Genomic DNA, 14891 nt, shown 5'->3' on the forward strand with positions numbered 1-14891 from the left:
CATGCTAGGAGCGCGAGGGTCGTCGCCCTGCGGCCGATCACTGCCGACCCGATGCGGCATCGAACTCAAACCGTGACGCCCAGCAGGCTTTCCAGGCATTCCGACCAGTCGGTAACGTGCGCCGCCACGCTTCCCACCCCCCACGGATCAGAGCCGCACCGGAAGGCCATGCGATGACACACCCCGACGACCACCGGTATCCGCCGCCGGGATGGCCGCAGCCGCGGACCGATCCCTACGGCCACGCCCCTCGGCACGAGTCGTACGGGCGGGATCCCTGGCAGGAGGCGTACGGACATGACGCCCCGCGGGACAACTCGTACGGACACGACGTGCCGCGGAACAACCCGTACGGACAGGGCACCCCTCGGAACACCCCGTACGGACACGACGCACCGCGGAACAGCCCGTACGGACACGACGCGCCGCGGAACAACCCGTACGGACACGACACCCCTTGGGACGACTCGTACGGGCAGGCTTCCCCGCGCCCACCGCACACGCACGAGAGCCCTGCGCACGGGGCCGACCTCGCCGACCTCCGCTCGGCCTACCGGGCGCTCCGCCGGGTCTCCACGCTCACCGCGCTCGGTTCCTTCGTGGCGTACGTGGTGCTGTCCTGCTGTGCCCCGGACCTGATGGGCTCGAAAATCGCCGGGGAACTGAGCCTGGGCATGGCCCTGGGGGTCCTCCAGCTCGTCGTCACCTTCGCGGCCGTCGTCTGGTACGGACGCAGCGCGCAACAGTCCGTGGACCCGCTGGCGCGGGCCGTCAGGGAGCGAACGGTCCGGCGGGATGCCGGGGTGGCGGGATGAACGACTTCGGCTCAGGGACGCAGGCAGTCGTCCTGGTCCTGTTCAGCACGCTGGTGACCCTCACGCTGCTGATGTGTGTGATGGCGGGTCCGGACCGCGACGACCTGACGAACTTCTACACCGGTTACCTCTCGCTCACCCCCGTCAAGAACGGCCTGGCGATCGCGGGCGACTACATCTCCGCGGCGACGGTGCTGAGCACCACCGGCATCATCGCGCTCGCCGGATACGACGGTTACGTGCTGGCGGTGAGCACCGCCCTGTCGCTCGTGCTGCTGATGTTCCTGCTGGCCGAACCGCTGCGCAACGCCGGCAGTTTCACCATGGGCGACGTGCTGGCCCGCAACATGCCCGGGCGGGCCGTCCGCATCGCGTCCTGCGTGGTGACGCTCGCGGCGACCCTTCCCTTCCTGGTGGTCCAGCTGTCCGGGGCCGGGTCGCTGCTCACCTTCATCCTGGGCATCCCGCACCAGGCCGGCGCCAGGACGGCGTGCATCGTCCTCGTCGGCAGCCTGATGATCATCTACGCGGCGATCGGCGGCATGCGGGGCACCGCACTCATCCAGATGATCAAGATCGTGTTCCTGCTCGGCACCAGCGTCACCGTCGCCGCCCTGGTCCTGAACCGCTTCGACTGGAGCCTCGGCGAGGTGCTCCGGGCCGCCCAGCGCGGCAGCGGAACCGGCCCGGGCTTCCTCCAGCAGGGTCTCCAGCTGGGCACTTCGGCAGGCGAACGGCTGGACTTCGCCAGTCTTCAGATCACCGTGATCCTCGGCGCGGCCTGCCTGCCACACATCACGATGCGCCTGTACTCCGCACGGGACGTGCCCGCCGTGCGCCGCTCCATGTCATGGGCGGTCGGTACGGTCACGACGTTCTGCCTGCTCGTGATCATCATGGGTACGGGCGCGGCGGCCCTGGTGGGATCGCAGTACATCACCGCAGCCGACCCGCACGGCAGGACGACGGTGCTCATGCTGTCCCGGGCGCTCGGCGGCGCCGGCTCCGCGGGCACGACGCTTCTCTACGCGGCCGTGGCGGGCGCGGTGTTCATCACCCTGCTCTCCTCGGTCGCGGGGATGACCCTGGCCGCGGCTTCGTCGCTCGCCCACGACCTGTTCGCCCATGCGGTACGGCGGGGACGTGCGGCGCCGCGTGCGGAGATGACGGTGGCGGCGTGGACCAGCGTGGCGGTGGGAACCGTCGCCATCCTGCTCTCCACCCTGGTCCAGAACTGGGACGTCGGCGTGCTGACCACGCTGGCGATCTGCATCGGCGCATCGGCCGTGGCCCCCGCGTTGACCTACTCCCTGTTCTGGCGCGGATTCACCCGCACCGGCCTGCTCGCCAGCCTCTACGGCGGCACGGCCTGCGCGCTGGTGCTGATGGTCTTCTCCAAGGCCGTTTCGGGCACGCCGGCCGCGGTCTTCCCGAACGCGGACTTCCACTGGTTCCCGATGCAGTCCACCGGCCTGGTCTCCATACCGTTCGGCTACCTGGCCGGCTGGCTGGGGAGCCGTCTGGACCACCGGCGCCGCGCCGTCGAGAGCCGCGAAAACCGGCGGCTGTACGAGGAGAGCGAGGCACGGCTGCTGGCCGCGGCCGAATGAACCACGGCGAGACGCGGCTGCCGGCCCCGGCCGAATGAACCACGGCGGCAAACGGCCTGGAAGCCGGACGTGATCCAGAGGTGAGGGCGTCGGTGCGGCACACACCCGCACCGACGCCCTGTGAGCTCCCTCACCCACCACTGTCGGCTCGGGCGGACAAACTGCCTGGTCGGCGCCCCTCTGCCCCTGCCGACGGCCGCTTGTTGGCCGTATACGTCAGTAATCTGTCATTGCAGCCAGTGCGTCACCCGATACAGGGTGTGACCGTGTCAGAGCGACGTGTTGTGGTGGTGGTGTACGAGGGTGCGCTGGCCCTGGACATCACCGGACCGATTGAAGTGTTGGATACCGCCAACCGGCTTCTGGGGCCGTCGGGCACCCCTTACCGGACCGCCTTCGTCTCCGCCGACGCCCCCCTGGTGCGGATGAGTTCGGGAGTGGTGGTGGAGGCCGCCCCACTGGAGGCGGGGCAGGGCCCGATCGACACCCTTCTCGTGCCGGGGGGATGGAGTCTTCACAGCGCGCTTCACGACCGGGCGCTGGTCTCTTGGATCGGCCGGGCGGCGACCCGGTCGCGCAGAGTCGCCTCGGTGTGCGGTGGGTCGTTCCTGCTGGCCGAGGCGGGCCTGCTCGACGGCAGGCGCGCCACCACGCACTGGGCGTACAGCGAGGCGATGGCCGGCCGCTACCCGGACGTGACGGTGGACGCCGAGTCGATCTTCGTCTGGGACGGCCCCTTCGTGACCTCCGCGGGCGTGTCGACCGGGATCGACATGGCGCTGGCCCTGGTGGAGGCCGATCACGGAGCTGCGCTCGCGCTGGAGACGGCACGGTTTCTGGTGCTGTTCCTCAAGCGGCACGGAGGACAGTCCCAGTTCAGCGCCGTCCTCGACGCCCAGCTGGCCGACCATCCGCCGATCCGGGCCGCACAGGAGTGGATCCTGGACAACCTGCACAACCCGCTGCCCGTTGCGGAGATCGCCCGGCGGGCCAACATGAGCCTGCGCAACTTCGCCCGGGTCTTCCGGCGCGAGGTGGGCACGACCCCCGGCCAGTACGTCGAGCGGTCACGCATCGCCCGCGCCCGCGAACTGCTGGAAACCACGGAACTGACGATCGGCCAGATCGCGCACCGCTGCGGCTTCGCCGCCCCCGAGACCTTCTTCCGCTCCTTCGGACGAACTCTGGGACTCACGCCGAAGGAGTACCGGCACCGCTTTCAGCTCATCTCGCCCTCAGGCTTCATCGACCGGCACCACGAGACGGACAGGAACCCCGTATGACCACCACGACCTCGGACGCGCCCCCAGCAGGAGCGTTACGCCTGGTCGACCACCTGGCCGGAGAACTCGCCGGCGCGGGTGTCACCCATGTGTTCGGCGTCGGAGGCGCGAACATCGAGGACCTGTACGACGCCGTGCACCGCGGCGGCGCCGTCCGCGGTGTCGTCGCCAAGCACGAGTTCTCCGCCGTCACGATGGCCGACGGATACGCCCGCACCACCGGGCGCCTGGGCGTTGTCGCCGCCACCTCGGGCGGCGGGGCCATGAATCTCGTCCCGGGCCTGGCCGAGGCGTACGCCTCCCGGGTGCCCGTGCTGGCTCTGGTGGGACAGCCGCCGACCGGGCAGGAGGGGCTCGGGGCGTTCCAGGACTCCAGCGGCAAGGCGGGCTCCTTCGACGCCCGGGAGGTCTTCGCAACCGTCAGCCGGTTCTGCGCCCGGGTCGAGGACCCGGACTCACTCACGGAGTTGCTGCCCCGGGCCCTGGCGGCGGCACAGACCGATCCGCGAGGGCCGGCGGTGCTGCTGCTGCCCAAGGACGTGCAGCAGGCACCCGTGCGGTTGCCCGGCCGCCGCCCGGCCCCGGGCGCGCCGGTCCCGACGGCGTCGGCGGCGCCGCCGGACGCCGCTGCCCTCACCGCCGTGTCGGACACCCTTCGCGGGGCCGGCCGCGTCCTCGTCATCGCCGGAGAAGGCGTCGCCGCGGCCGATGCGCGCGCGGAGCTGGCCGAACTGGCCCGGCGCCTCGGGGCGTGGGTGGCGGTCACCCCCGACGCGAAGGACGTCTTCGACAACCGCGATCCCCGTTTCGCGGGAGTGGCGGGAGTGATGGGGCATGCCAACGTCGAAGACTGTCTGCGGCGGGCCGACGCATGCCTGCTGGTCGGTACCCGGCTGCCGCTCCTGGCGCGCGGGGGCCTCGAACAGGCCCTGGCCGCCACCGAAGTCGTCTGCCTCGACCCCGAACCGCCGTTCGTGGCGGGCACCGCCCTCGGCGGGCACCTGCGGGACATGCTGCGCGCGGTGAGCGGGCGGCTGCCGCCCCGGCCTCGTGCCTGCCCCCCGCACGCCGGTCCCCTCCGCACCCCCGTGCCGAGCCCGGTTTCTCCGGCGCCCGGGCGGACCGTCCCCTACGCCGAGGCGGTCGCCGCGGTCGAGGCGGCACTCCCCCAGGACGCGCACGTCTTCGTGGACGCCGGCAACGCGGGGGCCAGCGCGATCCATCACCTCCCGGCACCGCGCCACGGCCGCTTCGTGGTGGCCGTCGGCATGGGCGGCATGGGCTACACCTTCGGTGCCGGCATCGGTGCCGCGCTCGCCACCGGTCGGCGCACCTACGTCCTCGCCGGTGACGGCGCGTTCTTCATGCACGGGATGGAAGTGCACACCGCCGTGGAGTACGCCGCACCCGTGACCTTCGTGATCTTCAACAACAACGCCCACGCCATGTGCGCGGTGCGTGAGGAGTTCCTCCAGGGCGGCGTCCGCGACGACGACCTGTTCGCCCGGACCGACCTCGCCGCCGGGGTGGCCGCCGCCTTCCCGGCCCTGGAGGTGTCAGGGGTCGATGACGCGGCACGACTGCGCGAGGCGCTGCTGCGCAGCAATGCGGGCGAGGGCCCGGCGTTCGTCGCGCTGGACTGCGACCCGCGGGAGATCCCCCCGTTCCTTCCCTTCCAGTCCTTCACCGAAAAGGAGAACTCAGATGAACGAGGAGTCGTCCACGTTGGCTGACATTCCCGGTCTGATGCGAATCGAGAACACCGGCAAGGAGGAGCTGACCGCCCACTGCATGGAGCTCACCCACGCCGTCTACCCCCACCATCAGGTCTACGGGCGTTACTGCACCATCCACGAGTACGTCGACTGCCCCCCGGAGCAGGCCTACGACTACCTGCGCCAGGGCCACCACCTGGAGGAGTGGACCTGCAGCCTGCGGGACTTCGCGCCCTCCGGCACACCGGGGCTGTGGGTCGGCCACGACCGGCTCGAGGACGACACCAGGATCTACTGCAAGGTGGTCGCCAACCCCGAGGCCATGACCGTCGACTACCACTGCTCCTGGGACCAGGGCGACAAGCTGTGGATGATCTATCTGATGCGCGTCGTACCGGCCCCCTTGGTACTCGACAAGCCGGGGTCGGTGATCACCTGGACCAACTGCCGGCACCCCTACTACGACGGCAACCCGCACCCCGACATGGCTCCCCGTCCCGACCGGCCCTGGGTGGGCGACTACTGGGACCTCTTCTACGCGGGGCACACCGTGGAGATGAACAACCTGAAGGCGATCCTCGAATACCGCCACCGCAACGGTCTGCCGGTCGGCGTGGCTCCGGCGCGGGCGGTGGCACAGTGACCACGGTCAGCCTGACCGACGTCGCGAGCTACCTTCCCGGCGAGCCGGTCCCCGCGGAGTTCTACACCGACTACCCCGGAGCAGAGGACAAGCTCCGCAACCACCCCATGTTCAAGGTCCCGCAGTTACGGCACCACGTGGCCGCGGACGAGACCAACGCGGACATGGTCGAGCGCGCCGTCCAGCCCCTGATCGAACGGCACGGCAGGGACGAGATCCGGGATGTCGACGTGCTGTTGGTGCACAGCCAGCTGCCCGATCTGCCGTTCGTGGGCGCCGGCACCGAGGTGGCACGCCGGCTGGGCCTGAGGCCGGAGTGGCTGGTTGACGTGGCCAACGCCGGCTGCGCGTCGTTCGTGTACATGCTGAAACTGGCCCGGCAGATCCTCACCACCACCGATGCGAAGACCGCGCTGATCTGCAACGCGCAAAGCGCCGCGGGCCAGTGGTTCACCCAGTCCGAGGTGCGCAGGCTCGCCCAGGCAGCGATCCCGGGCGACGGCTGTGGCGTGGGGTACGTGACGACGTCCGCCGCCACCCCGGTCCTCGACGTGGAGACCCGGCACATCGGCGAGTACGCCGGGGACATGACCGTGGCGGTCGACGACGGCCGCAAGTACTGGGCGCCGGGAACGTCCCAGCTGCGGATCGGGTTCACCGACGCGAGCGTCGCCAAGGTCCTGGCACGCGGCAACCGCCTCGTCCCCGAGGTGGTCGCGGACCTGTGCCTGCGGCTCGGCGTGGCGAGCACCGACATCGACGCCCTCATCACCAACCAGCCCAACCGCACCTTCCTGCGGAACTGGCGGGAGGCGCTGCAACTGCCGCCCGAGCGGCACCTCGACACCTTCGATCAGCACGGGAACCTGTTCGGAGCGGCCATCCCGATCGTCCTGGACCACGCGGTCCGCTCACGTCGGGTCACGGACGGCGACCTGGTGGTGCTCGGCGGTTTCGCCCACGCGGGCGACTTCGCCGGTGCGGTCGCCGTCCGCTGGCACGGCGGGCGGGGCTGACCGATGAGCATCCCCGTGGTGCACCAACTGGCCCTCAACGAGAGCCCGTACCCCCCACTGCCCTCGGTGCGCAGGGCGATGCGGCGAGCGGTCGCACAGGCCCACCGCTACCCGCAGTTCTACCCCGATGACCTCACCGAACGGATCGCCGTGTGGTGCCGGGTGGCCCCCGACCACGTGGCGGTCGGCAGCGGATCGGTCGGGGTGGCGCTGCAGTTGCTCCAGGCGGTGATGGAGCCCGGTGACACGATGGTCTACGCCTGGCGCAGCTTCGACGCGTATCCCCTGCTGGCGGACATGGTCGGCGCCCGCCCCGTCCCCGTACCCCTGTCGCCCGACGGGCATCAGGATCTGGGCGCCCTGCTCGCGGCGTTCGACCACCGCACCCGTGTCGTGGTGCTGTGCAACCCGCACAACCCCACCGGAACCCTGGTCACCACGGACCGCCTGGCCGCGTTTCTGCGACAGGTCCCCCGAGACGTCACCGTGCTGCTCGACGAGGCGTACGTGGAGTTCGCCGGCGGCAGCGTGCCGGATCCACTCGCGCTCCTGGACGCGCACCCCAATCTGCTGGTCCTGCGCACCTTTTCCAAGGCCTACGGTCTCGCCGCCCTGCGGGTCGGCTACGGACTCGGCGCGCCCGGCCTCATAGGGCGGATCCGCAGACGCCAACTGCCCTTCGGGATCAACACGGTGGCAGCCGCGGCGGTGAAGGCCTCACTGCGGGCCGGCAGCGAGCTGCGCCGGCGTGTGGAGACCGTGATCGCCGAACGCGAACGGCTGCGACGGGAACTCGGCGCCCTGGGCTGGCACATAGGCCCGGGCCATGCCAATTCCGTCTGGCTCGCCGCCCCCGATCCGATCGACGACGGCGCCGTGGCGCTCACCGACGCCGGCGTCCTGGCGCGCCACTACCCCGGCGAGGGACTCCGGCTGACCGTGGGCAGCCGGGAGGCCAACGATGCCGTGCTCGCGGCGCTGGCGGGAGTGGGCGTGCGCTGTCCGTGAGTCCAGCGCGTCGGTGGCGGCGCCGCGTAGACAGGGTCACCTCCCCACGGCGGGCCGGCGAGCCCCGCCACGCCGGCGCCGGCACCGTCCACGTCGGGCCGAAGACGTGACCGCTCGGTGGTGGTGGCGGAGGGGTGCGGGGTGGGCGGGTTCGGGGGCTCCGTGAGGTGCTCGGTGCCGCCCGGGGAGGTGCAGGCGTGCACCCCGGAAGTGAGCAGAACACAGGCCTTCGCCGTTGAGGGACTGGGGGCGGCGACCATCGCGCTGAACGTGTCGGTGTCGTAGTGGACCTTGTTCCGGTACGTCCGGCCCCCCTCACCGACGACCTGGGCGATGTCGCCGGGGCGTCCCCAGCTGATACGGGACCAGGCAGGTACGGGTCCAGGCCCCGGCAGCCGGCCGACCGGCACGCGGCGGCCGCCCGGTCCGCCGCACTGTGCAACGGCCACGGCCAGGCCGGTGCTCCGGGGGGAGCGCCGGCCGGCGGGCGGCCGGCGTCCGTCCCGGTGCCCCATGGCCGGGCGAGCAGGACGGCCTTCAACCGCCCGCCGCGGGGCGGACGTCCGACCGGCACGGTGCCGATCGTCGTCCCCGCGCCGCCGGCGGCGTCCGGGGATCGGCTGCTCGGACGACGTCAACACCTTTGCGTTCTGAGTCAATGACGGTCCCGCCGACGGGCGGGACGATGTCGAGCAAGCCGCGATGGTCGACGGCTGCCGGCACTTCGGCGGTCATTGAGGTGTAGGCGTTGCCGCCCGCGCGCGCCGGCCCTCTCCGCCGGCAGCAACGTCGTCGGAGCCGGTGCCCATGAGCCAACCCGGTGGATGTGGCGGCACGCCAAGGAAGGACGGGGAGAACGGATCATGTTACGCAACATCAGGGCCGGCAGAGGGCCGGCGATGCGGATGGCGGGGGTCGTGGCCTTGAGTGCGGTGGTCGTGGGCGTGACGCCATCGACAGCGTCGGCCAGCGGTAACTGGTGCGGCAACTGGCTGAAGGACCCAGCGGTCGCGCACGGCGTCAAGGTGGTGTCCGGCACCCGGGCCTCCTATGGGGCCGGTCATTTTCAGGTGAATCAGGGCTACTACGGCCCTCACTGGTATGCGTGGGCGTACGAGTGGAACACCGGACTCGGCCCCGCCCTGAACTGGCGCTACAGGGGCAACAAGGCCGCCTACACGTGCTATCCCCGGACCGAGGGCGGGTTCTACACCCCAGGCGTTCCCGACTACCAGGCGTACAAGGTCCAGGCGGAGCTGGAGAGATACCCCAACAACGTCTATGGACCGGCCGTCTACTGGGGCGGATGATCGGCGCGCTCCCTGCGGTGCCGGACAACTGGTGCCGTAGGAGCTCGTGGCGGGTCGGCGCCGTGGGGCCGACCCGCGGTGCGGTGAGGAGCCGGAGGGGACGTTCATGACACGCGGTGTCGCGGCATGGCTTGTCGCGGTGTTGGCCACCGTAATGATGGCGACCGGTTGCTCTCACACAACCGGGGCAGCCGACGGCACTGCGGCCGGACACCCCGCGTCGCGCATCGTGTCCGACCCGGGTCCAAGCGCCGATCTGCTGTTGCGGCTGGACTCCTACGACCTGTCCATTCAGCAGCATGTGGAGATCCAGAGGGCCGAAAACCGTTTTCTCCGGCAGTGCATGGGGAACTTCGGCCTCGACCTGCGGACGCCGGGTACCCGCCCCTTGCCCTACCCACGGAACATGCCGCTTCTGGGGCAGCTCGATGCTCTCCATGTGTCTCGGTACGGGTACCAGGGACCCCCAGGGGTGGCGGCCGACCTGATCGCGGTGTCCAAGAACGGCTCCTGGGACATCACCGTGCAGCCCGCCCTGCTCCCGGTGTTCGAGGGCCGGATCGGCAGCTTCCACGGCAAGCCAGTGCCTGCTGGAGGGTGCTTCGGCGAACTGCAACGGCGGCTCGATGCGGGCGCGAAGACCGTCCGTTTCGACGCCGAAACGCCTCCGGTGATTCCGGAGCGTGGCATCAGGTTGTTCAAGTCCCAGGTGTATGACCAGGCCACCCACGACAGCCGGTTCCGAAGGATCGTCGCCGAATGGAGCCGGTGCATGGGCCGGAAAGGGTTCCGTTACGACAGCCCGGAGCAGGCACAGGGGGATCCGCGGTGGAGTAACGCCGGTGCGCACGCGCGCCCCGGTGCCGCGCAGATCCGGACGGCCGTGGCAGACGACCACTGCCGGCGGACGGTGCACTACACAGGGACGCTCTACGGTCTGATGCTGGCCTACGAGCAGCCCGTGATCAGGGCTCAGCGCCACGTACTGCAAGAGATCAACGCACTGCTCGAAGCAAGGCTTCGGAACTCCGCTGCCCTGGCGGCCGGGCCGTAGGCATCCCGTCATGCCTTGGGGCCGGTTTCCTGGATGGTCGGTGGGTTTGCCGGTTACTGGCGCACTCCTGGCGATCCGGGCCCTGCACGACGTCGCCCTCGGGATCGACCGAGGTCGCGCGCAAGGCGGACAACGGCGTCGGTGCCGGTCAGGCAGTGCCCGGGGGCTCCTGGGACCGGGGCACCTCCGGGTGCTCCCGGGTGTCTATGGGATCCGTCTCCCGCGGGCGTGGATATCCCTGCAGTTGGGGCGGCCCGTCGGTCTTTCCGGGGCGGGTGGCGGAGTTCTGGCCGTTCAGGTTCTGCCGGACCGAGTCCAGGATCGTCAGCCCCTGGCCGACCAGTCCGGCCGCCATCTCGCCGAGGCCGGCCGCGCCGTTCAGGACGTTGACGTTGGCGCCGGAGAGACCGCCCGCGGCCTCCTTCACGATCTGCGGGAGCTGGTCGATCAGCATCCGGTCGAGCGCGACGCGGTCGTGCGAGGCCGCCGCCTCGGCCTGGATCTTCATGCGTTCCGCTTCGGCGGCGGCCAGCACCCTGATCCGCTCGGCCTCGGCCTCGGCGGGCTTGACGATCTCGGCGACCAGCTGCTGCTGACGCAACTGGGCCTGGCGCTGGGCGAGTTCGGTCTGGGCAGTGAGCACCTCCTGCTGGGCGTGGGCCTGCGCCAGCGGTCCGGCCTGCGCCGACCGCGCCTGCGCGCGGTCCACCTCGGCGGAGTACTCCGCCTTCACGACCGCGGTCTGCCGGGCGTACTCGGCCTGCATGCGTGCCGCCGCCTGCTCCGCTTCGACCGCGGCCTGCGTGGCCTGGGCCTGGGCGATCTTGGCCTGCCGCTGAATGGCGGCCCTGTGCGGCGCGGACATCGCGTCGATGTAGCCGGTGTTCCCGTCGTCGATGGACTGGATCTGCAGCGAGTCCACGATCAGGCCGATCTTCGCCATCTCGGTCTTCGAGGTGTCCAGCACCTCCGCGGCCAGTTTCTGCCGTTCGGTGACGATCTCCTCGACGGTCATCGAACCGATGATCGCCCGCAGGTGGCCGGCGAAGATCCGGCCGGTCAGCACCGACATCTGCCCCTGGTCGGAGAGGAACCGCTGCCCGGCGTTGATGATGCTCTCGGTGTCGTTGCCGACCTTGAACGCGATCACGGCGCGTACGTGCAGCGAGATGCCCTGCCTGGTGACACAGGTCTCGGTGACCTCGGCCTCGCACATGGACAGCGTGAGGAAGCGGGTCTTGCGGAAGACCGGGAGCACGAACTTGCCGTGCCCCGTCACCACGCGGAACGGCGCGCCCCCCAGTCCGCGCCGCCCACCGGAGATCAGCATCGCCTCGTCGGGGGCGGGTACGCGATATCCGAACATGTCCACTCCTCAGCCGGCGTCGGCGGCGTCGCCGCAGAGCGCGTCCAGCGGATCTCGCCACTCGATGACGTCGACCTCGCGGCGTCCACGGGACTCGACCACGAGCACGGTGGCTCCCCTCGGCAGCGGCTCCGACGACCAGGCGAGGAAGGTCTCGGAACCGCCCCTGACCCGCACGAGGATCTCGCCGGGCCCGGCGGATCCGCGGGTGGGCAAAAGCAGCTCCCCCGTACAGCCGATCACGGCCTCGTCCTGCGGCATCGCCGGCGGCCTCCCATCACTCGGGCCCTACGATTCCGAGGTTAGCCCCACCCACGCCGAGGTCCCACGTTCAGAACACATCCCGAGGGGATCCCTGAACCGGTCCTCCAGGATCTCGCCGCCGGGGCGAGCGGATCGCGCTGCGCCGGCCCCTGAGCGCGGCTCGGGCCGGCCCCCTCGCCGTACCCCCTCATCAGCGCTCCCCTACCCCCGCCGGCACCCCGGCACGGTCCGCGGCGCTCACATGGGCGTGCCGGTCAGTGGTTGTTCCGTCCACACGGTCTTGCCCTCGCGGGTGTAGCGGGTGCCCCAGCGTTCGGTCATCTGGGCCACCAGGAACAGGCCGCGCCCGCCCTCGTCGGTGGTAAGGGCGCGGCGCAGGTGGGGTGAGGTGTGGCTGGTGTCGCTGACCTCGCACACCAGGGACCGTTCACGGATCAGCCGCAGGGTCGCGGGGCCGCTGGCGTACCGGTAGACGTTGGTGACCAGTTCGCTGGCGATCAACTCGGTGGTGAAGGCCAAGTGCTCCAGGCCCCATTCGGTGAGCTTGGCCGACGTCAGGTCCCTGGCCCGAGCGGCGCTGGCAGGCTCCAGCGGCAGGCGCCAGGAGGCGACATCGTCCGGTGGCAGCATGCGGGTGCGGGCGATCAGCAGAGCGACGTCGTCGCCGGGGCGCGAGGGCACGAGCGAGTCGACCACCGCTTGGCATGTCCGTTCCAGTGCGTCCGCAGGGTGGGTGAGGGCTGCGCACAGCCTGCTCAGGCCGGCGTCGGCATCGATGTGGCGTTCACCGATGAGTCCGTTGGTGTACAGGCACAGCAGGCTTCCCTCGGCCAGTTCGATCTCCCGGGCCTCGAACGGCAGCCCGCCCAGGCCGAGCGGCGGGCCGGCGGGCAGGTCGAGCGGAGCCGCCTGTCCGTCCGGAGCGGTCACCACCGGCGGCGGATGGCCGGCGCGGGCCAGGGAGCAGCGCCCGGAGACCGGGTCGTACACGGCGTACAGGCAGGTGGCGCCGACGACCTGCTCCCCGACAGGCCGTTCGCCGACCGCTTCCTGTTCGGCCGCCAGCAGGTTGACCAGGTCGTCCAGGTGGGCGAGGACCTCGTCCGGTTCCAGGTCGAGGCTGGCGAGCGTATGGACGGCGGTGCGCAGTCGGCCCATGGTGGCGGCCGCATGGATGCCGCGTCCCACCACGTCGCCGACCACGAGGGCGACCCGGGCCCCGGACAGGGGAATGACGTCGAACCAGTCACCGCCCAGGCCCGGGGCAGCGCTGGCCGGCAGGTACCGCAGGGCCACCTCGACGGCCGACTGGTCCGGAACGGCCCGGGGCAGAAGGCTGCTCTGCAAGGTGAACGCGGTCTCCTGCTGCTGGGTGAAACGCCGGGCGTTGTCGATGGCGACTGCGGCGCGCGAGGCGAGTTCCTGGGCGAGGGTGAGATCGGCCGCCTCGAAGGGATCGGGGCGGCGTGAACGCCACAGGGTCATCACGCCGAGCACCAGGCCACGCGCGGCAAGAGGGACGACGATCAGCGAGTGGACACCGAGATCCGGAGCGTGCGCCCCCTGGCGGCCCTCCGTCGAGAACCAGTCGGCGGGGAGAACCGGTTCCAGGACGGCCCGCCCTTCGGCCAGGCATCTGGCCTGGGGTGTGTCCGACCCGAACGCCACCGGCTCGCCCTCCGGGTGGGGCGGGCTCGAGTGCTGGGCGCCGACGCTGCAGGCCCCCACTCGTACGACGGACCCCGCCAGGACCCGCGCCAGTTCCTCACCGCGCGTCACCGGCTGCAGCAGGTCCACCGACGCATGGTCGGCGAGGTGAGGCACCATCACCTCGGCGAGTTCCCGGGCGGTCTCCGCCACGTCGAGGGTGGTCCCGATACGGCTGCCGGCCTGGTCGAGGAGGGCGAGCCTGCTCTGGGCCCGATGGCGTTCGGTGATGTCCTCGATCAACTCGGCCACACCCAGGACGCGGCCGGAGGGGTCCTCCATCCGGAAGGACGAGACCATCGCGACCCGCTCTCGGGTCGGATCCCGCTCCAGGCGAACGAACTGCTCCGAGTAGATCAACGGTCTTCCGGTCTCGATCACCTGGCGCACACGGTCCACGGCCTTGCCTGCGTCATCGGGGACGAGGAAACAGCCGGTGGGCAGTCCCCGGAAGTCTGCTGCCGGGACGCCGGTGACGCGTTCGATGGCCCGGTTGACCCGGAGAATGCTGAGGTCGGGGCCGTGGACGACCAGGCCGACCGGGCTCCGGCGGTACAACCCGTCGAGCACCGCCCGGTCTCTTTGCCACTCCAGGACGTCAGCCGCGAGGGCCCCGGCAAGAATCCACTCACGGACCCGGTCACCGCGTGAGAGCGCATGGGCCCTGAGCCCCATCCGCACCAGGTGCCCGTCGTGGTGCCGTACCTCCAGGATCCCGAACCAGCCGCCGGTCCTCCTGCACTTCGCCGCGGCCTCCCTGACAGCCGGCAGATCGCGGGGATCGACCAGGACCTCGAAGGCCGGACGACCGATCACGGCTGTGTCCGGATGGCCGAGCAGTTCCTGGGCCCGCCGGTTCCATCCGACCACGACTCCCCGGTCGTCGAGCACCGCCACGGCGGCGAGGTGCAGGGCGAACGGATCGTCGTGGCTTTCGCTGAGCTCCTGCATCCGCTTCTCCACCGCTGGACACCACCTTGTACTCGGCCGATGTCCTGCCGCGGGTCGTGACCGCGGCCGGGTGACCGGCGTGACGGCGTCCGGGGCGGCGGTTCGGCGTTTCCGAATGCACGCTGACCTGCTGTTGTTGTGCAAGCCTA

At 70.8% G+C, this 14891-nt stretch carries 12 protein-coding genes; 9 read left to right on the forward strand and 3 right to left on the reverse strand.

The window, feature by feature from the left end; genetic code table 11:
• Positions 1 to 173: 173 nt before the first annotated feature.
• The 9 genes from ACFZDC_RS14700 (at position 174) to ACFZDC_RS14740 (ending at position 10454) form a co-directional block, all read left to right on the forward strand.
• Entirely contained in the window at positions 174 to 815 is a 642-nt protein-coding gene (locus tag ACFZDC_RS14700) for a DUF485 domain-containing protein (protein ID WP_391323716.1), read from the forward strand.
• Positions 812 to 2425: a cation acetate symporter gene (locus ACFZDC_RS14705; protein ID WP_391323718.1), complete on the forward strand. Its 1614-nt coding sequence runs from the start codon at positions 812 to 814 to the stop codon at positions 2423 to 2425. The genes ACFZDC_RS14700 and ACFZDC_RS14705 overlap by 4 nt, the downstream gene beginning before the upstream one ends.
• 266 nt (positions 2426 to 2691) lie before the next feature.
• On the forward strand, positions 2692 to 3708 hold the full coding sequence (locus ACFZDC_RS14710; RefSeq protein WP_391323720.1) for a DJ-1/PfpI family protein: 1017 nt from the start codon (positions 2692 to 2694) through the stop codon (positions 3706 to 3708).
• Positions 3705 to 5441 (forward strand): thiamine pyrophosphate-binding protein, encoded by a 1737-nt coding sequence (locus ACFZDC_RS14715; protein ID WP_391323722.1) that lies wholly within the window; start codon positions 3705 to 3707, stop codon positions 5439 to 5441. Before ACFZDC_RS14710 ends, ACFZDC_RS14715 begins: the two co-directional genes overlap by 4 nt.
• On the forward strand, positions 5413 to 6066 hold the full coding sequence (locus tag ACFZDC_RS14720) for an SRPBCC family protein (protein WP_391323723.1): 654 nt from the start codon (positions 5413 to 5415) through the stop codon (positions 6064 to 6066). The genes ACFZDC_RS14715 and ACFZDC_RS14720 overlap by 29 nt, the downstream gene beginning before the upstream one ends.
• Positions 6063 to 7082, forward strand: a complete 1020-nt coding sequence (locus ACFZDC_RS14725) for a 3-oxoacyl-[acyl-carrier-protein] synthase III C-terminal domain-containing protein (RefSeq protein WP_391323724.1) — start codon at positions 6063 to 6065, stop codon at positions 7080 to 7082. Before ACFZDC_RS14720 ends, ACFZDC_RS14725 begins: the two co-directional genes overlap by 4 nt.
• Positions 7083 to 7085: 3 nt before the next feature.
• Positions 7086 to 8090, forward strand: coding sequence for a histidinol-phosphate transaminase (locus ACFZDC_RS14730; protein ID WP_391323725.1), 1005 nt, complete (start codon positions 7086 to 7088; stop codon positions 8088 to 8090).
• A gap of 863 nt (positions 8091 to 8953) precedes the next feature.
• Positions 8954 to 9400: a hypothetical protein gene (locus ACFZDC_RS14735; RefSeq protein WP_391323726.1), complete on the forward strand. Its 447-nt coding sequence runs from the start codon at positions 8954 to 8956 to the stop codon at positions 9398 to 9400.
• Between the two features lie 106 nt (positions 9401 to 9506).
• Complete coding sequence (locus ACFZDC_RS14740; protein WP_391323728.1) at positions 9507 to 10454, forward strand: hypothetical protein; 948 nt, start codon at positions 9507 to 9509, stop codon at positions 10452 to 10454.
• A gap of 148 nt (positions 10455 to 10602) precedes the next feature.
• On the opposite strand, the gene ACFZDC_RS14745 is transcribed toward ACFZDC_RS14740, so the two are convergent.
• The 3 genes from ACFZDC_RS14745 to ACFZDC_RS14755 form a co-directional block, all read right to left on the reverse strand.
• The gene (locus tag ACFZDC_RS14745) at positions 10603 to 11820 is read right to left on the reverse strand and encodes an SPFH domain-containing protein (RefSeq protein ID WP_391323730.1); all 1218 of its coding nucleotides are present in this window, start codon (positions 11818 to 11820) and stop codon (positions 10603 to 10605) included.
• A gap of 9 nt (positions 11821 to 11829) precedes the next feature.
• Positions 11830 to 12081 (reverse strand): hypothetical protein, encoded by a 252-nt coding sequence (locus tag ACFZDC_RS14750; protein WP_391323732.1) that lies wholly within the window; start codon positions 12079 to 12081, stop codon positions 11830 to 11832.
• A gap of 240 nt (positions 12082 to 12321) precedes the next feature.
• Positions 12322 to 14742: a SpoIIE family protein phosphatase gene (locus ACFZDC_RS14755; protein WP_391323734.1), complete on the reverse strand. Its 2421-nt coding sequence runs from the start codon at positions 14740 to 14742 to the stop codon at positions 12322 to 12324.
• Positions 14743 to 14891 lie beyond the last annotated feature (149 nt).

The organism is Streptomyces sp. NPDC007905 (genome assembly GCF_042959345.1).
In the GTDB taxonomy this organism is placed as follows: Bacteria; Actinomycetota; Actinomycetes; order Streptomycetales; family Streptomycetaceae; genus Streptomyces.